This is a genomic window from Acinetobacter sp. SCLZS86, from assembly GCF_021560715.1.
GTDB classification, from domain to species: domain Bacteria; phylum Pseudomonadota; class Gammaproteobacteria; order Pseudomonadales; family Moraxellaceae; genus Acinetobacter; species Acinetobacter towneri_A.
In genome coordinates this window covers 1,168,474-1,194,128 of record NZ_CP090864.1, presented here as the reverse complement: position 1 = coordinate 1,194,128, position 25,655 = coordinate 1,168,474, and the positions used below count along the sequence as shown (strand labels likewise).

The window sequence follows — 25,655 nt, the reverse complement described above, 5'->3', positions numbered from 1 at the left end:
CGATATGGTAATACAACAAAGCCTGTTCAATTGAACAGGCTCAGTTTTTTCGTAGGTCAGTATCTAGATTATTGACCAGTTAAAAACTTCTTTTCACCATATTGATAATGCATCGACAGTTTAAATTCATCACCATCACGTTCAATTTGCTGATTGCCTTGCATCGCACTGAGCATCTGCTCTAATTCTTGATCAGACATGCTTTTACCCGCAGCATTCATATAATTATTCATAATAGTTTTGACCACTTGCTTGTTAAAGCTCACATCGGTTTGCACTTCCAATAAACTTGGGAACATTTTTGCTAAGCCTTCTACAGTGGTTTGATGCCCTGGCATCACTTTACCGACCAAATCTGCCCGAATACTGCCTGTGCCTAACTTCAACTGATTCTTCTTCGATTCAAACTGAAAACCCTCATTAATCACCGCCAACAAGGCTTGTTGAACTTCCTTCTTAAAGTTTTCTGCTTCTAAGCAGGAATTGCTTTGTTTTTGAATAATATCAAAAAAGGTCTGCATTTTTGTGCGTTGCAAATCTTTAACATCCCAATTCACTTGCAAATCTTGCATGGCAGGCACATTATTTAAACCTAACTCGGCAATTTTAAATTTTGAATGAATATCAACCGTACGCTCATGCAGTTGAGTATCCATACGCCAACTGAAGTCCTTCATTTTGCCTGAACCCACTGCTTTTGGGTCTTGACGCTGCATTTCTGCAATACTGAATTGGAAATAGCCCGGCTCTAAAGACTGCACATTCAAAGCCTGATTGGTTTTAAACTGCATACCTTTTACTTGAAGATGTCCAAATTGATCCAGCACCGTCAATTGAGGCACATCAAAACTCATATTTACAATTTGCTGCTGCCCTTGACTTTGTTTCCCCTGAAACTCAATCTGCATAGGCGAAAATTTAGCTTCAAGTCCTGCTTCTTTTTTCTCTATGGCAGGTATGCTCAATTTCGTGGTTGATACGCCCAACCAATTTACTTGTGTTGTCATATTTAAAGGCTGCTGAAAGAACTCGGAAAATTGGCCCTGCCCTTGTTCCAGATTCATTTTAGAATCAATTTGGTAACCTTTCCATGTCCGCTGAATTTGATCTTGTCCGTGAAACACCAATTTTTCTTTAGCATTACACGGGTCTGAAATAATGGTCATTTTCCATTTGGCAGTACCTTTTAAAGTCCCCATGTCGTAGTCTGTATATTGCACGCTAATATTAGGTGCAGGATTTGAATTTTGTTGATAATGCTCACGCAGGCTCTTATCTGCATATAAATTTCCCGCAGCGGCAGCTCCTGCTAACACTGCAACCCCCATTCCACCCCATACTATTTTTGACATAGATTCTGCTCAGAATTTATCTATTTTTATTGAAAATAAATTATAATTAATCTTCTTTAAAAAAGATAATTGTTTTGCAAATAAATCACTTAAATAAAATATTTATCACAAAATATTTAAAATAGCTGTCACTTTTGACCAAAAATTTTACTAATGTGACCTGAATTGTCAGTCATAAAAAACCCAGCCGAAGCTGGGTTTCTTGAAAGTTGCTAACATATAGCCAATTAGCTGAGTTTCATTTTTTCAAACAGCAAATGACCATTTTCAGCTTTAATTAAAATCGTATCGCCTGCAACAAAGTCGCCTGCTAAGATTTTTTGCGCCAACGTGTTTTCCACTTGTTGCTGAATCGCACGTTTCAATGGACGCGCACCGTAGACTGGGTCAAAACCTGCTTCAATCAATTGATCAAATGCAGTATCGTCTATCGACAAGCGCAAATCGCGTTCGCTTAAACGTGCACGTAAACGATCCAATTGAATATCGGCAATGCCACGAATTTGTGCTTTTTCCAATGAATGGAACACCACCAATTCATCAATACGGTTAATAAATTCAGGGCGGAAATGTTGCGACACTGCTGCCATGACCACGGCACGTACTTCTTCACGTGTTGGATTGTCACCTAGTTCACGTACATCGTGAGAACCCAAGTTAGAAGTCATCACAATTACAGTGTTTTTAAAGTCCACCACGCGACCTTGTGAATCGGTCAGGCGACCATCATCCAACACTTGCAATAAGATGTTAAATACGTCCGGATGGGCTTTTTCCACCTCATCAAACAACACCACACTGTACGGTTTACGACGCACTGCTTCGGTTAACACACCACCTTCTTCATAACCAACATAGCCCGGAGGCGCACCGACTAAACGGCTAACCGAGTGTTTTTCCATAAATTCAGACATATCAATCCGAATCATGGCATCATCACTGTCAAACAAGAAGTTTGCTAATGCTTTTGTCAACTCTGTTTTACCTACCCCTGTTGGGCCAAGGAACAGGAACGAACCACTTGGACGGTTAGGATCAGACAAACCTGCGCGTGAACGACGTACCGCATTCGATACCGCTACCACAGCTTCGTCTTGTCCCACCACACGGTTATGCAAGAAATCTTCCATGTGCAGCAGTTTTTCACGCTCACCCTGCAGCATTTTCGATACAGGAATACCCGTTGCAGCACTGACGACTTCTGCAATTTCATTGTCCGTAACTTTGTTACGCAATAATTTTGGTTCTTCTTTCTCTTCAACCAACTCATCTTGTGCCAGTTGTTTTTCCAACTCAGGAATCACGCCGTATTGCAAACGTGACATTTCTGCCAAGTCGTTCTCACGCTGCGCCTTTTGCAATGCCATACGTGCCTGATCAAGCTGAGTCTGTATTTGCTTAGTGCCTTCAACCAAGGTTTTTTCCGCTTTCCAGACTTCTTCCAAATCATTGTATTCATTCTGAACTTCAATAATTTGTTTTTCTAGATGCGCAACTTCGGCACGGCTGCCTGCATCTTCATCTTTCTTCACGGCTTCAAGTTGCAGTTTCAATTGAATTAAACGGCGCTCTAATTTATCTAAGGCTTCAGGCTTAGAATCTAGCTCCATTTTAATCCGTGACGCGGCCTCATCCACCAAGTCAATTGCCTTGTCGGGAAGTTGACGGTCGGTGATATAACGGTGCGACATTTTAGCCGCGGCAATAATCGCAGAGTCTAAAATTTTAACCCCGTGGTGTACTTCGTAGCGTTCTTTCAGACCTCGTAAAATTGCAATGGTGTCTTCTACACTTGGCTCATCGACCAATACTTTTTGGAAACGACGTTCTAAAGCCGCATCTTTTTCAATATATTGACGATACTCATCTAAAGTAGTGGCACCGACGCAGCGCAATTCGCCACGCGCCAATGCAGGTTTCAACATATTGCCTGCATCCATGGCACCATCGCCTTTACCTGCACCCACAAGTGTGTGTAATTCATCAATAAATAAGATGACTTCACCTTCTTGTTTCGCCAAGTCTTTTAAGACCGCTTTTAGGCGTTCTTCAAACTCACCCCGATATTTCGCACCTGCCAACAATGAACCCAAATCTAAAGATAAAACACGTTTACCTTTTAAACTTTCAGGCACTTCACCATTCACAATACGCTGCGCCAAACCTTCAACAATCGCAGTTTTACCCACACCAGGTTCACCAATGAGTACTGGGTTGTTTTTGGTACGGCGTGACAACACCTGAACGGTACGGCGAATTTCATCATCACGACCAATTACAGGGTCTAGCTTGCCCGCCAACGCACGTTCGGTTAAATCAATGGTATATTTATTGAGTGAGTCACGTTGATCTTCGTGATTATTGCTCATGACTTTTTCATCCCCTCTAATTTTGTCAATCACGCTACGCAAACTGGCTGAAGTCACGCCTACACTGTTCAGTAGTGTTTTGGTCGCGCCCACTTCGGCCAAGCCAAGCATCAACCAATCGGTTGACAAGAACTCATCACCTGCTTTTTGGGCAAAACTGTCAGCCAAATTCAGGGCTTTAACTGCATCTGGACTTAAGTTGATATCGCCTGTTGGATTGGCCAAAGTCGGTGCATCTGCAATCGCTTGCTGTAATTTACTTTGCAAATCACGTAGGTTGGCGCCTGCTTGTTGTAATAAACTGACATTGGAGGCTTCTTCGAGCAAAGTCGCCAATAAGTGAATGCCTTCAATGGCAGTATGATCTTTCCCTATCGCGAGAGATTGGGCATCGGATAAAGCTTGCTGTAGTCGGTTGGTAAACTTTTCAAAACGCATTCTTGTTATTCCTCACAACAAATTGTGTACTTGATGGATATATGGGAACGCAGGCGTAAATTTCAATTAATTTTTTATATATTTTTCAAAATCTTAATTAAAATTAACAGTTGGATTTCAATTATAATATTGGACTTATTAAAGTAAATTTCAAGTTTATTCTGGTAATTTTTTTATGGTGAGTTGAATAATTGCCATACACTTGTATATCAATAAATTAAAGGCTTTTGATTATTATTCATGTAAATAGAAATATTTAGTTACAATGATTGGCAAATATACCAACCATTGTATGACCTATCAGTCAACGCTTAATCTTGTTCAATAATTTCAAAATCATGGCTAATTTCAACACCACCATCAGATAGCATTTTACTGGCAGAACAGTATTTTTCTGCTGAAAGTTCAACCGCCTTCGCGACCTGCTTTTCCTTGACAGCCTTGCCTTTGACCACAAAATGCAAATGAATTTTGGTGAACACTGCAGGGATGCTATCGGCACGTTCTGCTGTTAACTGACATTCAACATGCGTCACTTCTTGGCGTGATTTCTTTAAAATAGTCACAATATCGAATGAAGCACAACCACCAAGTCCCATTAAGATTAACTCCATAGGACGTGGACCACGGTTTTCACCGCCATATTCTGCGGATCCATCCATCACTACAGAATGACCACTTTCTGATTTGGCTTCAAAAGCAACGTTCTCTAACCATTGAACACTTGTTTGCATTGCAACTACCTAAAAAAAACTATAAATTGACACGGGTATTTGTACACTAACATAACTTGAGTTGATAAGGAATTTCATCTCTACTGTGTGACAAGTTCAGACTAGGTCTTGTGCGATCTATTATTTATCCATTTTCGGAACCGTTAGCATGACTTCCAACTTTTCACAGCTGAGTACTGATGCATTGTCCCCAGGACAACTGCCTGAATCAGTCAAAGCATTATTAAAACGTGCATACATCAACCGTTATCCAAAACGGACAACTATTGTTGATGCAGGGACTGAATCAAAATCATTATATTTGATTCTAAAAGGTTCAGTATCAATTATTCTTCGCGAAGATGATGATCGCGAAATTGTTGTGGCATATTTGAATCCAGGCGACTTTTTTGGGGAAATGGGTCTGTTTGAATCGAATCCGCAACGTACTGCAGAGGTTCGTACTCGTGATGTCTGTGAAATCGCAGAAATTACTTATGAAAATTTCCACGAACTCAGCAAACAATATCCCGATTTAAGCTATGCCGTTTTTGCACAGCTGGTACGTCGTTTAAAAAATACTACACGTAAAGTGACTGACCTTGCCTTTATAGATGTGTCTGGTCGTATTGCACGTTGCTTGATTGATCTTTCTGCGCAGCCAGAAGCCATGATTTTGCCAAACGGTCGTCAAATTCGTATTACACGCCAAGAAATTGGTCGTATTGTCGGCTGTTCACGTGAAATGGTCGGGCGTGTTCTAAAAACACTTGAAGAGCAAGGCATGATTGAAACTGATGGTAAAGCCATTCTTATTTTTGATGCTTCATTGGAGCAAAATGAATCCACTGATGGCAACTTTGATGACGAGTAAACCATCTATATGCTCATTAAAAAAAGCAAATCTTCGGATTTGCTTTTTTATTACCAGCTGTTAACTTTTTACCATTTACAATTATCAAAATACTATTATTGCTGTCACTACAATGAAGTAGCAATTTTCGCAGCCACAAGTGGCGCAAAATGGTTTCAGCTCTTGTAACATCAATATATACATATAATCTTGAGCGAGAGACAATATGCAATTTAAACCATTGGCAAAGACGGGGATTTTAGTTCCAGAAATCTGCTTGGGCACCATGACCTTTGGTGAACAAAATACCCAGCAAGATGCCTTTGAGCAACTGGATTATGCGCTAGAGCGTGGCGTGTATTTTTGGGATACCGCAGAAATGTATCCCGTACCGCCAAAAGTAGAAACTCAAGGTGCAACTGAAACTATCATTGGTAATTGGTTACAGCAACGTGGCGGACGTGATAAATTATTTTTAGCCTCTAAAATTGCAGGCCCATCGCAAGGCGGCAGTCATATTCGAGATGGCAAAACTCGCTTTAACGCACAGGATATTCAATCTGCGCTAGATGGCAACTTAAAACGCCTTCAAACCGACTATATTGACTTATACCAACTGCACTGGCCGCAGCGCCCGACCAATTTTTTTGGCAAACTCGGTTATGGCAACCAAGAAGCACAAAATACGCAAGAAGTAACCGACCTTGCTGAAACCTTAACCGCGTTGCAACAAGAAATTCAAAAAGGACGGATTCGCTATATTGGCCTGTCAAACGAAACCCCCTGGGGCACCATGAAGTTTCTACACTTGGCAGAACAGCTAGGATTAAGCAAATTTGTCAGCGTACAAAATCCTTATAACTTACTGAACCGCACTTACGAAATCGGCATGTCTGAAATTGCCCATTATGAAGGTATTGGACTACTCGCCTACTCACCTTTGGCTTTTGGTTATTTAACTGGTAAATTCCGTCATGGTGCACGCCCTGCCAATGCCCGTGTCACGCTATATTCACGTTTTAGCCGTTACAGCAATCCACAAAGCGAATGGGCGACCGAACAATATGCCCAACTTGCAGCACAACACGGCTTGAGTTTGACGCAACTGGCGCTGGCCTTTATCAAGCAGCAATTTTTTGTGACCAGTACCATTATTGGCGCGACCAATATGGCACAACTCAAACAAAATATTGATGCTTTTGAGATCAACTTATCTGATGAAATTTTACAAGACATTGAAGCGATTCACCGTCAGCAGCCCAACCCGGCACCTTAATTTTATTTTAAACCCTGTTTTAAAATGAAATTAAAAATATAAACTCAGCAATAACTCATCATTTTTATGCTGTTTAAAGTCAAAAAGTCTTCATAAAAAAAGATGCGCATAAAACCATGCGCATCTTTTTTGTGTTTTATCTTAACCAGTTGAACTGACTGATGTCATCTTAACGACGGTTTTGGTTATATACCGCTTGTGCTGCTGGCAAGTTTTTACGCATTGCTTCAATACGCTGACTGTTCGATGGGTGAGTCGATAAGAATGACGCACCGCCACCACCTTCAAGCTTGTTCATTTTCTCCCAAAGGGTAATTGCAGCTTGCGGGTTATAACCTGCACGCGCCATCAGCATTAAACCGCCCTGATCGGCACGACCTTCCAAATTACGCGAATAGGGCAAGCCAATCCCAATTTGCGTACCCAATTGTGCTGCTGCTGCACCCAATTGACCAACGTTATTACCTGCTGCACTTAAACCTACGTTCAAGGCAATATTGGTTAAGGCCTGTGCACCAATTTTACTTTTCGCGTGTTCTTCTAAGGCATGCACCATTTCATGCCCCATAATTGCGGCAATTTCAGCATCGGTTAAATTCAGTTTATTCACAATACCTGTGTAGAACACTACTTTACCGCCTGGTGCGACAAAAGCATTGACTTGATCAGATTTGAGTACCGCCAATTGCCACTGGAAAGGCTGACCAGTTTGGTTCATTTGGTTGGCATGTGGAATCAAACGCTGAAACACAGTATTGATACGTTTATACGTGGTTGAACTCGTGTCTAACTGATTTTTATTGCGTGCATCTTGCACCATTTCGTTATAGCTTTTGGTTGCAGTTGCATTTAGGGTCGCAGTATCTGCACCCGCCATGTCTGCAACAGTGGTACACCCTGAAACTGTGATTGCGCCTGCGGCACATAAACTTAACATCAGTTTTTTGTTCATTATAATAATCTCCGCCTTGCGAGCTATCTTCATACCAATCAATTATATGAAATCAATTCAAGGCTTTAAATCTATAATCACTTCATAATCATATCATTTATGTAAACAACGCCCAAGCTGTGTACAGATTGTATGTCTAAGCGATCAATAACTGCCTTAGTAAAGAAATTGATAAGACAACCAAAACACTAAACAGAAGATATTTAAACCCAAGTAAATTTTAGACACTACTTCTACTTTTTCTTCGATTGCTGGATTTTTGCGTTTGTAGAGTAGGTAAGCATTTTGAATCAGAATCAGTGGCACCAAAATACAGGCAAAAATAACGCTCAAACCAATAAATGCCTGATACATAATATTCGGATCATGCTTTTGCGATAAAATCAGCATCATGGCAATGGTCGGTGCTCCGCCCATCGCGAACAACAAAGAATAAAAAATCGTACTGGTAATATTTTTATGCATCCTGCATAACCTTAATTAAATTTAATTTTCTAAAGCCATTGTAACAAGCCACCCTGCGCTGCACAGTGCCAGTCATCTGCAACTTTAGTCTTGAAAAAACAACTCACTCAGCATCATCTGCAATTTTTCCCAAAATGAGTCGCTATTGAAACTGAAACAACATCAATAAAAAGCCCCATCATTTAGACAGGGCTGAGTACATCATCTGAACTTGAGTGTTATGTCAAAGCACAACCACTTAAGCATCAAATGGATGACGCAATACTATCGTTTCTGCGCGGTCTGGGCCTGTAGAAATAATATCGATTGGACATTCAATTAACTGCTCAAGACGTTTGATGTAGTTCACTGCATTTTCAGGCAATTGCTCTACACTGGTCGCGCCCACAGTTGATTCAGACCAACCTGGCATAGTTTCGTAAATTGGCTTTAAGTTTTCGTATGCAAGCGCATCAGAAGAACCTACACAACCTGAATCGGCATTTTCATAACCTACACAGATTTTGATTTCTTCTAAACCATCCAACACATCTAACTTGGTCAAGCAAATACCAGAAAGTGAGTTTACATCGACTGAACGACGTAAAATTTCGGTATCAAACCAACCACAACGACGTTGACGACCTGTAGAGGCACCGAACTCATGACCCACAGTACCTAAGTGTTTACCAATCGCATCACCCACGTCATTTGCTGCGTCATACACCAACTCTGTTGGGAATGGCCCTGCACCAACACGTGTGGTATAAGCTTTGGTAATACCTAAAACGTAGTCTAAATGTAATGGCCCTAAGCCTGAACCTGAGCTTACACCGCCCGCAGTCGTGTTCGATGAAGTCACATACGGATAAGTACCGTGGTCAACATCAAGCAATGAGCCTTGCGCACCTTCAAACATAATGTTGTCACCGTTTTTACGGTAATTATGAATTTCAGTCGTTACATCAACCACTAATGGTGCAATCACTTCACGCCATTGGTCACATAGCGCTAAAACTTCATCTAACTGAACTGCTTCAACACCGTAGTATTGTGTCAATTGGAAGTTGTGATAGTCCAATAATTCAGTCAATTGAGCGCGTAATGCTTCACCGCCACGAACCAAGTCAGCAACACGAATCGCACGACGTGCAACCTTGTCTTCATAAGCTGGGCCAATACCACGACCTGTTGTACCAATTTTGGCATTACCACGTTTTTTCTCACGTGCTTGGTCAAGTGCAATGTGGTTCGGCAAAATAAGCGGACAGTTTGGTGAAATACGTAAACGCTCTTTCACTGGCACGCCTTCTTGCTCCAAAATACCCATTTCTTTAATAAGTGCTTCAGGAGAAAGAACAACACCATTACCAATTAAGCACAGTACGTTTTCACGTAAAATACCTGATGGAATGAGGTGTAATACAGTTTTCTTACCACCAACCACGAGAGTATGACCTGCGTTGTGTCCGCCTTGATAACGAACGACTGCCGCCGCCTGATCGGTGAGCAGGTCGACGATCTTACCTTTACCTTCGTCGCCCCATTGGGTACCAAGTACCACAACATTCTTGCCCATAATAGCCTCATTACATCATGCTGTTAAAATTGAAAACCAAGACTTGTAACATGAAACATGCCTTGGCGATTAAATTTTTTCGACAGTCCACTCACCATTTGCAAGAACCAATTGGTGTGTTGCGTATGGAACCGAGTTTAAATCATCATTGCCCAACAATTGAATTACACTAAAGCCTTGCGCACGTGTATTTTGAATCGCAGCGATTAAATCTGGTTGTGAACCTTTAGGCGCAACAACAACAGACGATGATTCAAAACGGCCTGCACTTAATACAAACAAGTCACAAGAGAAACCTGTTGCAGGGCGCGCACGTCCGAAATGCTGACCAATGCCATCATAACGGCCGCCTTGTGCCAATGGCGCAGCACGATTGGGTGCATATACCGCGTACATTAAGCCAGTGTGATAGTGATAAGAACGCAGCTCAACCACATCTATACCAATATGCAAATTTGGCCAACGTGCCTGAATTTCAGCTTGTGTTGCTTTAACGGCTTCAAACGCTTGATTAAATTCGCTATTTGCCAACACTTCAACACTTAAATGAGCCTGCAAAGCATTTAAATCACTGGCATAGCGACCTAACGCATAAAAATCTGAACCGAATTTTAAATCTCGGGTAAATTCTGCCAGTTCAGGCAAGGCTTTACGCTGATATAAATCTGATAATTGACGTTCAATAGCTTTACTTAATTCTGCTTGTTTAACCAAGCTCCGGAACAAGCCGACATGACCCAAGTCTAAATGCACACCTTCTGACAGACCTGCTTCTTTGAGCAAGCTGATCATCAGATCAACCATTTCTACATCGGCATCAATGCTATCTGAACCAAATAACTCTGCACCCAATTGCAATGGTGCACGTGTGGAATTAAAACCTTGTGGTTTAGTATGTAAAACCGTACCTGCATAGCAGTAACGTGCAATACCATCTACAGGATGTACATGCGCATCGATACGCGCTACTTGGGGTGTCATATCGGCACGAACACCCAGCAAACGACCTGAAAGTTGGTCAATCACTTTAAATGTGGCAAGGTCTAAATCTTGATTCGATTCTGAAAGAGAAGATAGAGATTCAATGTATTCTATGAATGGCGTGTACACCAACTGATAACCTCGAGATGCGAGGAAATCCAGTGACTTACGACGCAAGTTTTCAATCACTTGCGCTTGTTCTGGTAATACATCAGCTACACCATCAGGTAATAACCATGTCTCTGAAATGGGCATGTTGTAAACCTAAATTCTTGTTTGCGCGGAACGAATCCGCATAAAAAAATCGGGAGCACACCCGATTTCTCCTAGTTTAGCATGATACTTTTGCGCATGCACCTGACTTTTTCTGAAATATGCGGTAAAAAATATGAATACACCACATCTTTCAAAGCCATCATTCAAAAGTCCTGATTTGATTTGACTGCCTTTGCCAATAAACTGACCAACTCGGCGTTTTGCATTTCAAGCTGTGCTGTTTTTTGCACGGTTTTATCCAGCGCATCTTGCTGAACCTGCATCTTTTTTGCCAAGTCTTGCATAATCTCTAAAGTCTTTTTCAGGTGCTCTTCTAAATGTAATACTTTTTGCTCGACTTGCTGTTGATGCTGCACGTCGCTGCTGCTGTCTGCCTGATTTTTAAACTGCAACCAAATCAGAAAAATGACGGCAAGTGCGAGCAAAAAAATAAATCCCCACAACAAAATAATCATCATGCTACTACTCTATTCAAATTTTCTATGCAAACTTTGTTTTATCAATTAGCGAATTAACCGTGAATACGAATTATAAAATCTGTCAACACTATTACATGCTTTTCACACTTTGTATATGTCTTTAAAAGTAGCCGCTTACACTACCCGCTGACTAAAAGATTCGCATAAATCAAGTAACCGATTGGCATAACCCCACTCGTTGTCATACCAGGCAAAAACTTTGGCTTGATGTCCTACCACCATGGTTTGGCTTAAATCGACAATTAATGAATAAGGTGAATGGTTAAAGTCACTCGATACCAAAGGCTCATCGGTCACTTGCATTATTTCGTCATAATCATGCGCAGCCGCAGCACATAACACCTGATTCAATTTGTGCACCGTAATTGGTGACTGCGAAATAAAAGTTAAATCAATAGCTGCAACATTAATGGTTGGCACACGAATCGAATAACCATCAATCCGATCTTCCATTTTTGGCATGACTTGTTTTAAAGCACCCAGGGCAGATGAAGTTGTCGGAATAATATTTTGTCCTGATGCGCGCGCACGACGTAAATCGCGATGCGCCTGATCCAATACAGTTTGATCGGCTGTAACTGCATGAATTTCAGTCATTAATGCGGTATCTATTCCAAAAGCATCATCAATAATTTTAACCAGTGGCACTAAAGCCTGCGTAGTACAAGACACACTAGAAATAATTTGATCGGTACTTTTGACTTCGTGATGGTTCACACCATAAACAATCGCAGCATCTACAGTATCGAATGGCGCGGCACCAATAATAACACGTTTTGCACCCGCCGTAATATGCTGCGTTGCTGCCTCACGGGAACGAAACAGACCTGTACATTCCAAAACCACATCGACATTAAGTGATTGCCACGGTAACTGTGCAGGTTGCGCCTGATTCAGCACCTGAACTTTGAGTTGTGCCAAGCCCGCAGAAATATTCAGAAAAACCTGTTCATCTTCAAGACTAATTTCCACCTGCCCTTTAAAACGACCATGGGTACTGTCGTATTTAAATAAATGCACCAAAGTTTCTACATCGGCAATATCGTTAATCGCCACGATTTCAAAATGAAAATCTTTGGGATTTTCAAACCAAGCCCGCAGCACATTGCGCCCGATTCTACCAAAGCCATTGATTGCCACTCGTTGCATGACTGATCCTTTCATAATGAAATCAAAATTGAAGCAGTGCTATGTTAATAGATTTTGCTCTACTACTGAAAAAAATCAGATCAATTCTACGAATTTTCACGCAATTTGTTGTTTAATTCGGCAAATTGAAATATCAGCTTTGGCTTTCTAACGCACATCTACATTTTATTAACTTTTCTGCATTCCGCTTTATGGCAGTTCGGCATACTCCGTGACCTGCAGTAAGCGCTTACTTTGAATGTAAATGTTCATCATCTTCTAATGCAAAGATTTATTCTGTGTAATCACAACAAAGTTTGCGTCAGAATTGTCATCTATTCACACTAAAATGATTGGTGATAGTGGCTTTTTCCGTTATAATTTGGCGTTTTTAAAATTTTAAGCCTGCATGACAGCAAAAGAATTATTTTTTGTCAGACTGTCTTGCATTTAGCCAAATCAGAATTTATGGAGTGACTTGGTTGTGAGTACTCGTTTTATGACATCAGCTGAAATTCGTGAAGCATTTTTGCGTTACTTTGAATCGCAAGGGCATACACGTGTCACATCGAGTTCTCTAGTTCCTGCCAACGACCCAACCTTATTATTTACCAATGCGGGTATGAACCAGTTTAAAGACTGTTTCCTAGGGCTGGAAAAACGTGATTATGTGCGGGCTGTATCGTCACAAAAATGTGTACGCGCAGGCGGTAAACACAACGATTTAGACAATGTCGGTTATACTGCTCGTCACCATACATTCTTTGAAATGCTAGGTAACTTCTCGTTTGGTGATTATTTCAAACGTGATGCAATTAAATTTGCTTGGGAGTTTCTAACAGGCGAACAATGGTTGGCGCTACCGAAAGACCGTTTATATGCCACGGTTTATCATACCGATAATGAAGCGTTTGACATCTGGAACAAAGAAATTGGTTTAGATGCTTCTCGTATTATCCGTATTGGCGACAACAAAGGCGGTCAATATGCTTCAGATAATTTCTGGGCAATGGGTGATACAGGTCCTTGTGGTCCTTGTTCTGAAATTTTCTATGATCATGGCGATCATATCTGGGGTGGCTTACCAGGCACGCCTGAAGAAGATGGTGATCGTTTCATTGAAATCTGGAACAATGTATTCATGCAGTTCAACCGTACTGCGGATGGTGTACTGCACCCACTTCCAGCACCGTCTGTCGATACAGGCATGGGTTTGGAACGTATTTCCGCAGTATTGCAACACGTCAACTCTAACTACGAAATTGATCTGTTCCAGCACTTACTCAAAAATGCTGCAGAAATTATTGGTTTAGATACTACTGAGCTTGAGGCAACGGCACAGCAAACTGGCAAACCTGTAGACTACCCTGCTTCGCTCAAAGTAGTCGCTGATCACGCTCGCTCTTGCTGCTTCCTGATTGCTGATGGTGTAAACCCTTCTAACGAAGGTCGTGGTTATGTTTTACGTCGTATTATTCGTCGTGCAGTACGTCATGGCAACAAATTAGGCGCAACAGGTTCATTCTTCCATAAAATGTTGAAGCCACTCATTGAAGTCATGGGTGATGCCTATCCTGAACTTGCAGCACAACAAGCGCGTATTGAAGCACAGCTTTTAAAAGAAGAAGAACAGTTTGCCAAAACGCTTGAGCAAGGTTTGAAATTGCTTGAAGGTGAATTGGCACAGCTTAAAGGCTCTGTCATTCCTGGTGAAGTAGTATTTAAACTATATGACACTTACGGCTTCCCGACTGACTTAACAGCAGACATCGCACGTGAACGTGAATTGACCATTGACGAAGCAGGCTTTGAAGTTGAAATGGCAGCACAACGCCAACGTGCACGCGACGCAGGTAAGTTTGCGGTTGACTACAACTCAATTGTAAAAGTTGAGGGTGACACCCAATTTGATGGCTATGACGCAACGACTGGTCAGGGTCAAATTGTGGCTATTTATAAAGATGGTGAGCAAGTTGATGAAGTCGTTGAAGGTGATGAAGCTTTAATCGTACTGAATCAAACTCCTTTCTATGCAGAAAGCGGTGGTCAAATTGGCGATACAGGTATCTTCAAAAACGAAACAGGGATTTTTGAAGTTCAAGACACCAAAAAATCTGGCGGTGCCTTTGTCCATCAAGGTATTGTCACCATGGGCAGCCTAAAAGCTGCGCAAACCGTCGAAGCCATTGTAAAAGCAGACATCCGCGAAGCAACTGCACGCAACCACTCTGCAACACACCTATTACACGCTGCCCTACGTCAAGTTTTAGGCGCACACGTACAGCAAAAAGGTTCATTAGTTGCTTCTGATATTTTACGTTTTGACTTTGCCAATGACCAACCTGTGTCATTTGAACAATTACAAGAAATCGAGCGTTTAGTGAATGCAGAAGTTATTGCCAATACCGCAGTTTCTACTGAATTACTGGATATTGAAGCAGCGAAAGCCAAAGGCGCAATGATGCTGTTTGGTGAAAAGTATGGCGATGAAGTTCGCGTACTTTCTATGGGTTCTATTATTGAAGATAAAAACTTCTCCATTGAACTTTGTGGTGGTATTCACGTAAAACGTACGGGTGATATTGGTCTGTTCAAAATCATTTCTGAAGGTGGTGTTGCAGCTGGCGTACGTCGTATTGAAGCAATTACAGGTAGCAAAGCCATTGAAGCTGTTCAAAAGACTGAACGTGACATCAACAGCATCAATGCCTTGTTGAAAGCACAAAAAGACCAGACTTTAGAAAAGGTCACTAGTTTGGTCGATACTGCTTCTAGCCTTCAAAAGCAGATTGAACAGCTCAATCAAAAATTAGCGCACTTCCAAGCAAATGAACTTTTAAGTCAAGTACAAGAACTTGCTGGACGTACTACGCTCATTACGACTGTACAAAATATGGATGCAAAATCACTGCGTAACTTGCACGACGGTGTAAAATCCAAACTCGACCAAGCAGTGATTGTACTTGCAGGTGTAGAAGGCGATAAAGTCAGCTTAATCGCTTCTGTTGCACCAGACTTTACTGCTACGATTAAAGCAGGAGACATCATCAAACACTTAGCGACAGAACTAGGTGGTAAAGGTGGTGGTAAACCTGATTTGGCACAAGGTGGCGCGCCACTTAACGAGAACTTTGCATCGGTGATGGCAGGTTTAACTGCTTGGCTTGCGGCAAAATAATCTCACTTTTTGTGTAACTGACCCTGAACAGGTAATTCAGGGTCATGGCTTATATGGAACAACTATGGCACTAATCGTTCAAAAATATGGCGGTACCTCAATGGGTACTCCCGAGCGCATTTTAAATGTTGCACGTCGTGTGAAGCGCTGGCATGATCATGGCCACAAAGTAGTGGTTGTCGTTTCTGCCATGAGTGGCGAAACCAATCGCCTACTCGCTCTCGCGAAAGCCATTACCGAAACCCCTGATCCACGTGAATTAGACCAAATGGTGTCTACAGGCGAACAGGTGACGATTTCGATGTTAGCGATGGCGCTGAATTCTATTGGTGTTGCAGCAAAATCACTAACAGGTCGCCAAGTTGGTATTCAAACTGACAGCGCATTTACCAAAGCACGTATTGAATCAATCAATACCGATGTATTGACTGAAAACCTAGACGCAGGTCGTGTGATTGTGGTTGCTGGTTTCCAAGGTTTTGATGCCGAAGGTAACACCACTACTTTAGGCCGTGGTGGTTCTGATACTTCTGGCGTTGCACTTGCTGCTGCATTGAAAGCTGATGAGTGTCAAATTTATACTGACGTAGATGGGGTTTACACCACAGACCCACGCGTTGCGCCAAAAGCTAAAAAAGTAGATCGTATTTCTTTTGAAGAAATGCTAGAAATGGCATCTTTAGGTTCTAAAGTATTGCAAATTCGTGCGGTTGAATTTGCAGGTAAATACCAAGTTCCTTTGCGTGTATTATCAAGTTTTGATAATGACGATGATGGCGCATTCGACGAAGATTTTAAACAAAATGTCGGCACACTCATTACTACTGAATTGGAAGACAACATGGAACAACCTATCATCTCAGGTATCGCGTTTAACCGTGACGAAGCAAAATTAACTATTTTAGGTGTGCCTGACGAACCAGGTATTGCATCTAAAATCTTGTCACCTATTGGCGCTGCCAATGTTGAAGTCGACATGATCATCCAAAACGTAGAAGAAGATGGTACTACTGACTTTACCTTTACCGTAAACCGCGGTGAACTTGCCAAAGCAAAATCAATTCTTGAAGCTACTGCAAAAGAAATTGGTGCGCGTGAAGTCGCGACACGTAGCGACATTGTCAAAGTATCTATCGTAGGTGTAGGTATGCGTTCACATGCGGGCGTTGCAAGCAAAATGTTTACTGCCCTTGCTGATGAAGGCATTAACATTCTCATGATTTCTACCTCTGAAATTAAAATTTCAGTCATCATTGAAGAAAATTATTTAGAGCTTGCAGTTCGTAGTTTACACACTGTATTTGGTCTAGATCGTGAAAGCGGTGAGTCTAGCGCACGCGCTTAATACGCCCCTGTCAGAAGATGTAATTGTCTGACAAATTTTGCGAAAAAGTACAAAAAAATAGAGCCACTATAGTTTTTTTTATAGTGGCTCTGTTATATTGAGCAACATGCTTTCATAAATTTTGGCAGCGCTGTATCTTATAAAATAAATAATGATACGTTCCGTTAAAATTTACTGGTTTTTTATTTGGTTGTGACTTTTAAATTGCTTTAAAAATCAATGCAGGTTTAGCATTTTGCAAGGAGATAAACATGCTGATTCTCACCCGACGTGTCGGAGAAACATTAATGATTGGGGACCAAGTCAGCGTGACTGTGCTGGGCGTCAAAGGTAACCAGGTTCGTATTGGGGTAAATGCGCCAAAAGAAGTATCGGTACATCGTGAAGAAATCTATCAACGTATTCAACACGAGCGTGCCATGCATGAGCATTTGCAACACTTAGATCAAGATTATCAACCTTCATTTGAAGAAGATAACTACTCGCATAATGACTTTAACGTTAAACGATGAAGTTTATTGAATATAAAGCGGCTCATTTGCCGCTTTAAATTTTTCTGCTGAATGCTTTTTAAAAACTTGCCCTGATTCAAATCATGTAAAAGCTATTTTACAGGCAACTCAGCACAAGTTTTGCATGAAAATTACTGTGAGTTTTCCATTAACTCTAAAGCCTTACGCACAGGTGCAAAACTTCGTCGATGTGCCGCAATTACGCCATGCTGCGCAATTGCTTCAAAATGGGCTTTGGTTGGGTACCCTTTGTGTTGAGCAAAACCAAATTGCGGAAATGCTTGGTCAAGCAACACCATTTCACGATCACGCGCCACTTTGGCTAAAATACTGGCTGCCGAAATCTCTGCATGTAATGCATCGCCCCCAACAACTGCATCACACGACATTGCTAAACCTTGCGGAATTTTATTGCCATCGACCAAGACATGCTCAGGTTGAATAGACAAGGCTTCTACCGCTCGACGCATTGCCAATAACGACGCTTGCAAAATATTCAGTTCATCAATTTCGGCTGCTGATGCTTCTGCAATTGCCCAAGCTAAAGCTTTTTCCTGAATTTCAACAAACAACTTTTCACGCTTTTTTTCAGTCAACTTTTTAGAATCATTTAAACCTTCAATCGGGTTATTCGGATCTAAAATAACTGCCGCAGCGACAACAGAACCCACTAAAGGCCCACGCCCTGCTTCATCTACACCTGCAATTTTCATCATCTTTTTCCATAAAAAATAGGCTGAAATATTCAGCCTATCTTACGGTGCGAGTCACAACGCACCATTTTTAATTTTACAGAATCGGTAAAACTTATTTTACTGCTTCTGCCACACATGCATTAATGGTTCGAGATACTGCATTGCTCACAATGGTTGCACGTGCAGCAGGGTCAATTGCTGCAGTGGCTAAATCTACTGCTGTCACGTTTTGTGGAGCTTTTTCGCTAACACAGCCACAAATTTCAGCTTGAACATTTTGCTTTTGCGTTGTTGTCATCATACGTGTCGCAGTGTGCCATGCAGGAATGTTATTCAGTTCAGTGACACATTTCGCGTTGATGGCAACTTTAATCGCCGCCATACCCAATTGTTGAGTTGCTGTCGGTGCAGTTGTCGTTCCTGTATTAGTACCTGTAGTTGTGGTACATGCAGATAAAGCCAAAGCGATAGGTGCAAATACAGCGAGTAGTTTTTTCATGGATATTTCCTGTATTTAATATTCAAGTCATTTGGATGAAACAATGTCGCTATTGTGCCTAAAGTTGTTTGGCGAAGGAATAGCTTTTTGCAATTTCTACATTCGTGTGCTTAGGCTTAAGGTCATAGTGGGGTTCAGCCACAGATTGAAACTTAAAACAAGATCAAAGGGGGGCAAATTTAGAATGCCGTTGAAACATATAGAACAAGAATTTAATCATGCAGAGCAAGGTTTGCTAATAAATGCAGGTTTATCAAGTAATGGGAGCGATCATTTTCTGGCTTAGCATCAATTGAACGTTACATTAATATATAAGATTTGCATTCTATCCATGTTGCAAAGCGACTGAAGCAATTGAAACGTTCACTGCTTTACAAGCCTGAACAATTAGCTGTTTAAATTCAGCAGGGTATGGCCTTCGTTTTTCGCATGAAAAATAATAGCTGTCTGGTTATTTGTAGACATATATTTAAATCCTCACTTGGGTATTTAAGTGAGGATTAAATTTAGGCTTAGAAGACAAGTGCATAAGATGTGTTTAGTGGATGCTTGCCTGCAATGTCTGAATTTTATCAATCCATTTTTGTTTTTCTTCAACCGAAATAAATGATGCTTCAAAAGAATTGATCGCCAATTGTTTTAATTCAGCATTGCTTAAATCTAAAGCTTGGCTAATTGCAACAAAGTTATCATTCATATAGCCACCAAAATAAGCTGGGTCATCTGAATTGACGGTCACTTTAACACCCTGCTGCAACAGACGACGAATATTGTGCTGTGCCATGTCATCCACCACACACAGCTTTAAATTACTCAATGGGCAGACCGTGAGCGAAATTTTTTCTGTAATTAAACGCTGCATTAACACAGGGTCTTCTTCAGAACGCACACCGTGATCAATACGGTTTACTTCCAGTAAATCTAATGCTTCCCATACATATTCAGCAGGCCCTTCTTCGCCCGCATGAGCAACGACCAAAAATCCTGCTTCACGCGCTTTAGCAAAGACACGCTCAAACTTTGAAGGTGGATGCCCGACTTCGCTTGAATCTAAACCTACTGCAATAATTTGATCTTTATAAGGTAAAGCCTCTTCTAGCGTAACAAATGCAGCATCTTCACTTAAATGACGCAAGAAACACATAATTAAATGTGAACTGATGCCTAATTGTGTTTGCGCATCATCGCAAGCACGTTGTAAACCATTAATCACGGTTGCAAATGCCACACCACGCTCGGTATGGGTTTGCGGGTCAAAAAATATTTCGGTATGTACCACACGGTCTTCAGCACATTTTTCAAAATACGCCCAAGCCAAATCGTAAAAATCTTGCTCATGCACCAACACTTGTGCGCCTGCATAATAAATATCTAAAAAAGACTGCAAGTTATGAAAATTATAGGCTTGTTTGACTTCTTCTACAGACTGATAAGGGATGTCAATTTGATTGCGCTGCGCAATAGCAAACATCAATTCTGGTTCAAAAGTACCTTCAATATGCACATGCAGTTCTGCTTTAGGTAATGCTCGGATAAGCTCAAGTTGATTCATGTTCTGTCCTTTTTGCTATTGAATGGGAGAGTTTCAAAATTGATCAAAATAAAAAAGGGTGCAAACTGAGTTTACACCCCTTTTCCGTTTAAAATATTAACCGCCAAACATGGCAAATTTTAATGCCCAAAGTGCAGCAATAATCCAAACCATATAAGGTACAGATTTCGCTTTGCCTGTGAGTAGTTTAATCAGCGCATAGCTAATAAAGCCCATGGCGATGCCATCGGCAATAGAATAGGTAAATGGCATGAACACGAGGGTTAAGAAGGCAGGTACTGCTTCGGTAATGTCATCCCAATCAATATGCACAATGCCCTGAATCATCAATACACCCACAAATAACAAGGCAGGTGCTGTTGCAAAACCAGGTACCGATTGCGCGAGCGGCGCCAGAAATAAACAGGCAATAAACAACAAGCCAACAATCACTGCGGTTAAACCAGTACGACCACCCGCAGCAACACCTGCAGATGATTCAATATACGGCGTTGTTGAAGATGTACCCAATGCCGCACCTGCTACAATGGCAGAAGAGTCGGCAAAAAGCGCTTTTTTCAAACGAGGTAATTTACCATCTTGTAACAAGCCTGCGCGGTGTGAAACACCCACTAAAGTGCCTGTAGAGTCAAATAAATCGACCAAGAAAAATACGAAAATTACACCAATTAAACTTGCTGTAAATAGACCTTCAAAGTCCATCTGCATAAAAGTAGGTGCAATAGATGGAATTTCACCAACCACTCCTTTAAATTCGCTTAGACCTAAAGCTGTTGAAATCGCAGTTAGCACCAAAATACTGATGATAATTGCACCACGCACTTTAAAGTGATGCATCACCACCACCATTAAAAACCCCAATAGCGCTAAAAGTACAGTGGGTTGTTTTAAGTCACCTAAGCCCACCAAAGTCGCAGGATTATCGACAATAACACCTGCATTTTTAAGTGCGATTAAAGCAAGGAATAAACCAATACCACCGCCAATGGCTAATTTTAATGACATGGGAATGGCATTGACTATTGCTTCACGGATTTTAAACATGCTAATGGCAATGAAGATAATCCCTGATACAAAAACTGCAGCCAAAGCCGTTTGCCAAGGCACTCCCATACCTAAACACACCGAGTAAGTGAAATAAGCATTTAGCCCCATGCCCGGTGCCAGTGCGATTGGGTAATTAGCAACAATCCCCATCACCAAACAGCCAATTGCTGCGGCTAAGCAGGTGGCGACAAAGACAGCTCCATGATCCATTCCTGTTTCAGATAAAATCATTGGATTGACAATAATGATGTAACACATAGTTAAGAAGGTGGTTACACCCGCCAAAATCTCGGTACGGAATGTAGTCTTGTTTTCGCTTAATTTGAATAAGCGCTCAAGCATTCCCGCTGAGGATGGATTAGGAGTCGTCATGACCTAGCCCCTGTAAATAAACTGAATTTGCAGCATGACGCAATTTTAAGTCAGCACTTAAAAGCCTGTGTTTGTTGCAACAATGGATTTGCCCAATAAGCATGTAAAATTACACAAAAAAGATAAACTTAATTCACAATCAAGCATTTGATTTTATCAAAATCAAAATTTCAGAATGCTAAATAAAAAAGCCGCATAAATTTTATGCAGCTTTGTTCATCTTTTTTACTTCAATCACACTCAAAAGCAATACGATTGAGTTGTGATGAAGCAGTTTCAATTGGCAAATTATATCATAGGGATTTTTTAAAAATTCTAGTTTTTTGAATTAAAGATAAAATTTTACGATAAAGTGAACCACACAAAAGAGTGATGAATAAAACAATTACCAGACAGCATGTTAGAAATTTCTTCGTTTATTCTGTGACTTGCAAAATCTGTGGTGTAGCCGCTTCTGTTTTTTCTAGCGATAAATTTGCAGATTCTGTCAAAACTTGGTTCAGTTCTGCCTGCTTTCTCGTTTGCTCTTCCAAGTAAACAAGATAACCTAATAAAACGACCAACACCACCAAAATTAGTACAAGATTGTGTTTCATGTCATTTACTTTTAGTGAACAATTTTAATACATAGTATCAAAAATTATGCGCGGTGTAACTCTTAATACGCCCCAGTCAAAATTTGTGCTTCAGCGATCAAACTCAATCTATTACATTAAGCCATTGTATGAATGGTATTTTTAAAACGTTTCCAAGATACATAGAAAAATGTTGTTGCAATTGCGATTAACCATAGAAACGAAGACCAGCCCACATTCAATCCTGCATTTCGGTATAAAATTGCTTGCGCCAATGTTACAAAATGCATTGTCGTTGCAATCAACATGATATTTTGAATAATTTCTGGCATGCTTTCTCGTGGTGTACTTGCCCCAGACAACATTTGCAAGGGAATCAGAATAAGCATCATCAGCAAACCGAATTGCGGCATCGATTTAGACACGGTTGCCATATATATACCCATTGAGGTTGTTGCAAATAAGGTCAGCAAGGCTCCAAAGAAAAATAACAGCAAACTTCCTTCTATGGGTACCTGTAATGCCCCCTGCACCACTACTTTTAAGCCTAAAAAAGCTGCTAAAAGCACCACAAGGCTCATCGATAAAACCTTTGCCAGCATAATTTCAAAAACCGTGACTAGCATAACCGTTAAATGCTTAATGGTGCCATGTTCTCGCTCACGAATCAGTGCACAAATGAAATGTGGAAAGAGGCTTCAAAGCTCTAGTGCAAAATAAAAACCAATTAGTGCAAAATAAGCCGAAAACTTACATGTGTATACCACTGTGTACATATTTTTAAACTATAAGCGAATTTATGTATCTTTAAGAAAAGCAATAAAAAAGCCCTAAATCGTTATAATTCAGAGCTTTATTACTTATATGAAGTTATGTAACAACATATAATTTTAATGTATTGGTAGGCATATCCAGACTCGAACTGGAGACCTCTACGATGTCAACGTAGCGCTCTAACCAACTGAGCTATACGCCTAAAGTGTTTCGCATCATATTCAGTTTTGGTTTTTAAGACAAGCCCTTTCTGTGTTTTTTCAGCACATCCGCGCAAGTTTTAAGCAAATCAAAAAACACCTGCTCTGAAACACGGTCATGTTCAGGCGCATAAGTATATTGTTGATAACACACGCCTAAACGCTTAAATGCCTCTTGCTCATTTGCATCTACCTGCGCTGCTAAACGCTGCATCCACACACTCACTGTTTCTGCATCTTGTTTTTGCAACTGAGCGGGCAATCTTTTAGAAAATTTGTTTAAGGCACGATTCACACGAAAACCTTGCTGACGTTTTTTCCAAAAAATCCAGCCAAAATAACCTGCTAAGATCATGAGAATACTTGAAACCAATACTGCTGCTAAAGCATAGTTAGAATGTAACCCTAAGCGTCCAAACCAGTGACGCTGTGACTCGGCATCATAACCCACGACCTTACTTTGCCATTGATAACTCGCATAATCACTCCACACCCGTAAAGAGCGAATAAAATTAGAATGTTGGTATTGCCACATTTGTGTGTTAGTACCTAAAACGGCTCGATCATCTGCCATTAGGTTTTGCATGCCATCATCTATACGTTGAGGCGCAATGATGGCTGTCGGATCTATACGCACCCATTGTTGATTGAGCAACACTTCTGTCCAAGCATGTGCATCTTGCTGTCGTACTTCCCAGCTTTGTCCATCGGGTGCAAGTTCCCCACCCTGATATCCCACGACTACACGCGCTGGAATCCCAACATAGCGCATCAGTAAGGCAAAACTTGAGGCATAATGTTCACAAAAACCTTGCTTACTCTGAAACAAAAACTCATCGACTCGATTTTGTCCGAGCGTTCCAGGTTTTAAGGTATAACTAAAGCCATTATTGCGATACCACTGCAATATATTCTTCACGTAGCGTTCGGGTTGTTGCTGACTTTGGGCAAACATCTGCAGGGCAAATTGCTGAGCTTTTGGGTCAGATTGCGTCTGCACCTGAACATTTAAACGTTGGCTAAAGCGTCGATAACGCTCGTTCTGTGCATCATCCCCTTGAATATGTGCGGATTCCCCAACCCACTGCAAAGCAATGGGTTGAATCCGACCATTTTGACGCTGCGGCACCATACTCCAATCACGGCGCAATATATATCCCTGCTGATTTGGTACAGATTTTTCCAATGCCATAATCCATTGGACACGTGGATCTGCTGCAATGTATTGATACTGAAAATCGACTTGCTCTGGCTGTAATTGTGCTGCCTGAACGGGTTGTTGATTGCTAAAATTGCTTGTCCATGTACGACCATCATATTGATCTAGTACCATCGCCCGCCAATATAGTTTTGAGCGTGGCGGCAGTTGCTGCATATCCCCCACAATACGAAATGCCAAAGCAGAAGATTGTGATAATTCAGCAATATCGCCCGGTGACATTGTGTCACTAATACCTGTCACGCCTTTGGCATCAGGAATAGGTACATGCCACAATGGCGGTAAACGTGGAAAGAATAAAAACAATAATAAAAAGAATGGCAAAGCGTATGCGATAAACTTGGCGACATTTTTAAGGTCATGCTTTGCATCTTGCCTGCTCGAATGACGCAACGCATAATGTGCAAATGCGCTTTTTTGAATTCGATATAATCCAATTAAACAGCTGATCAAACATAGAATGACCAACACGGTCATCCACATGCTTTGGCTGTATAAAAATGAACTCGCACTCACAAAGAGTGCAAAATTAAATAAAATAATCAGGTCGCGTTGGGTATGACTTTCTAAAGCTTTGGCAAACAAAAAGGTGCTTAATAAGGCAACCCCTGCCTCTATGCCTATCAGGCTTTGATAACTCAGATAAATGCTGACTAAGGCACAGCAGGTCAATCCATAAGTCAAAATTTTAGAAATATGCACTGTCTTCTTTTTATAGTGACGATACAACAGCAACAACATGATGGCGATAATAACACTCAATGCCACAGGACTAAACAGCATGTGAGCAGCCAAAATTAAAATCAGGCTAAGCAGAATAGATTGCTGAATCGAATTGTGCATGATC

21 protein-coding genes and 1 tRNA gene are annotated in these 25,655 nt (G+C 41.1%); 5 read left to right on the top strand and 17 right to left on the bottom strand.

Annotation, left to right across the window (positions count from 1 at the left end; genetic code table 11):
• Positions 1-68: 68 nt before the first annotated feature.
• From LZP46_RS05600 to LZP46_RS05590, 3 genes are all read right to left on the bottom strand, one after another.
• Positions 69-1,352: a DUF945 family protein gene (locus LZP46_RS05600; protein WP_236094946.1), complete on the bottom strand. Its 1,284-nt coding sequence runs from the start codon at positions 1,350-1,352 to the stop codon at positions 69-71.
• A 227-nt stretch (positions 1,353-1,579) separates the two neighbouring features.
• Positions 1,580-4,159 (bottom strand): ATP-dependent chaperone ClpB, encoded by a 2,580-nt coding sequence (gene clpB, locus LZP46_RS05595; RefSeq protein WP_236094945.1) that lies wholly within the window; start codon positions 4,157-4,159, stop codon positions 1,580-1,582.
• A gap of 311 nt (positions 4,160-4,470) precedes the next feature.
• Positions 4,471-4,893: an OsmC family protein gene (locus tag LZP46_RS05590; RefSeq protein WP_070156041.1), complete on the bottom strand. Its 423-nt coding sequence runs from the start codon at positions 4,891-4,893 to the stop codon at positions 4,471-4,473.
• 148 nt (positions 4,894-5,041) lie between these two features.
• On the opposite strand from LZP46_RS05590, the gene crp reads away from it, so the two are divergent.
• Entirely contained in the window at positions 5,042-5,746 is a 705-nt protein-coding gene (gene crp / locus LZP46_RS05585) for a cAMP-activated global transcriptional regulator CRP (protein ID WP_070156043.1), read from the top strand.
• 205 nt (positions 5,747-5,951) lie between these two features.
• The gene (locus LZP46_RS05580; RefSeq protein WP_236094944.1) at positions 5,952-7,001 is read left to right on the top strand and encodes an NADP(H)-dependent aldo-keto reductase; all 1,050 of its coding nucleotides are present in this window, start codon (positions 5,952-5,954) and stop codon (positions 6,999-7,001) included.
• Positions 7,002-7,170: 169 nt separating this feature from the next.
• Here the strand turns inward: LZP46_RS05580 and LZP46_RS05575 are convergent, their stop codons facing one another.
• The 6 genes from LZP46_RS05575 to gap all read right to left on the bottom strand — a co-directional run bounded on the left by LZP46_RS05575 (position 7,171) and on the right by gap (position 12,861).
• Complete coding sequence (locus LZP46_RS05575; protein WP_236094943.1) at positions 7,171-7,953, bottom strand: M48 family metallopeptidase; 783 nt, start codon at positions 7,951-7,953, stop codon at positions 7,171-7,173.
• Positions 7,954-8,109: 156 nt separating this feature from the next.
• Complete coding sequence (locus LZP46_RS05570) at positions 8,110-8,418, bottom strand: hypothetical protein (protein ID WP_236094942.1); 309 nt, start codon at positions 8,416-8,418, stop codon at positions 8,110-8,112.
• Between the two features lie 238 nt (positions 8,419-8,656).
• Entirely contained in the window at positions 8,657-9,976 is a 1,320-nt protein-coding gene (locus LZP46_RS05565; RefSeq protein WP_236094941.1) for an adenylosuccinate synthase, read from the bottom strand.
• A 69-nt stretch (positions 9,977-10,045) separates the two neighbouring features.
• Positions 10,046-11,212, bottom strand: a complete 1,167-nt coding sequence (locus LZP46_RS05560) for an ATP phosphoribosyltransferase regulatory subunit (protein ID WP_236094940.1) — start codon at positions 11,210-11,212, stop codon at positions 10,046-10,048.
• A gap of 164 nt (positions 11,213-11,376) precedes the next feature.
• Positions 11,377-11,691 carry a hypothetical protein gene (locus LZP46_RS05555; protein ID WP_004971580.1) on the bottom strand — a complete coding sequence of 105 codons (315 nt, stop codon included), beginning with the start codon at positions 11,689-11,691 and terminating at the stop codon, positions 11,377-11,379.
• 135 nt (positions 11,692-11,826) lie between these two features.
• A complete protein-coding gene (gene gap, locus LZP46_RS05550) occupies positions 11,827-12,861 on the bottom strand; it encodes a type I glyceraldehyde-3-phosphate dehydrogenase (RefSeq protein ID WP_236094939.1) in 1,035 nt (344 codons plus the stop codon).
• 463 nt (positions 12,862-13,324) lie between these two features.
• On the opposite strand from gap, the gene alaS reads away from it, so the two are divergent.
• The 3 genes from alaS (at position 13,325) to csrA (ending at position 17,875) form a co-directional block, all read left to right on the top strand.
• A complete protein-coding gene (alaS, locus tag LZP46_RS05545) occupies positions 13,325-16,018 on the top strand; it encodes an alanine--tRNA ligase (RefSeq protein WP_236094938.1) in 2,694 nt (897 codons plus the stop codon).
• A 64-nt stretch (positions 16,019-16,082) separates the two neighbouring features.
• On the top strand, positions 16,083-17,363 hold the full coding sequence (locus LZP46_RS05540; protein ID WP_236094937.1) for an aspartate kinase: 1,281 nt from the start codon (positions 16,083-16,085) through the stop codon (positions 17,361-17,363).
• Between the two features lie 251 nt (positions 17,364-17,614).
• Positions 17,615-17,875 carry a carbon storage regulator CsrA gene (gene csrA, locus LZP46_RS05535; RefSeq protein WP_236094936.1) on the top strand — a complete coding sequence of 87 codons (261 nt, stop codon included), beginning with the start codon at positions 17,615-17,617 and terminating at the stop codon, positions 17,873-17,875.
• A gap of 131 nt (positions 17,876-18,006) precedes the next feature.
• On the opposite strand, the gene rnhB is transcribed toward csrA, so the two are convergent.
• From rnhB to LZP46_RS05495, 8 genes are all read right to left on the bottom strand, one after another.
• Entirely contained in the window at positions 18,007-18,588 is a 582-nt protein-coding gene (gene rnhB / locus LZP46_RS05530) for a ribonuclease HII (RefSeq protein WP_131261363.1), read from the bottom strand.
• 94 nt (positions 18,589-18,682) lie between these two features.
• Complete coding sequence (locus tag LZP46_RS05525; protein WP_236094935.1) at positions 18,683-19,069, bottom strand: hypothetical protein; 387 nt, start codon at positions 19,067-19,069, stop codon at positions 18,683-18,685.
• A 538-nt stretch (positions 19,070-19,607) separates the two neighbouring features.
• The gene (locus tag LZP46_RS05520) at positions 19,608-20,621 is read right to left on the bottom strand and encodes an adenosine deaminase (RefSeq protein ID WP_236094934.1); all 1,014 of its coding nucleotides are present in this window, start codon (positions 20,619-20,621) and stop codon (positions 19,608-19,610) included.
• Positions 20,622-20,717: 96 nt separating this feature from the next.
• Positions 20,718-22,040 (bottom strand): NCS2 family permease, encoded by a 1,323-nt coding sequence (locus LZP46_RS05515; protein ID WP_178318482.1) that lies wholly within the window; start codon positions 22,038-22,040, stop codon positions 20,718-20,720.
• A gap of 416 nt (positions 22,041-22,456) precedes the next feature.
• Positions 22,457-22,636 carry a hypothetical protein gene (locus LZP46_RS05510; RefSeq protein WP_236094933.1) on the bottom strand — a complete coding sequence of 60 codons (180 nt, stop codon included), beginning with the start codon at positions 22,634-22,636 and terminating at the stop codon, positions 22,457-22,459.
• Positions 22,637-22,752: 116 nt separating this feature from the next.
• Positions 22,753-23,241 carry an ABC transporter permease gene (locus tag LZP46_RS05505; protein WP_442863543.1) on the bottom strand — a complete coding sequence of 163 codons (489 nt, stop codon included), beginning with the start codon at positions 23,239-23,241 and terminating at the stop codon, positions 22,753-22,755.
• A gap of 273 nt (positions 23,242-23,514) precedes the next feature.
• A tRNA-Val gene (locus LZP46_RS05500) sits at positions 23,515-23,591 on the bottom strand.
• Positions 23,592-23,623: 32 nt separating this feature from the next.
• Positions 23,624-25,651, bottom strand: a complete 2,028-nt coding sequence (locus LZP46_RS05495; protein ID WP_236094932.1) for a transglutaminase family protein — start codon at positions 25,649-25,651, stop codon at positions 23,624-23,626.
• Positions 25,652-25,655: the final 4 nt, after the last annotated feature.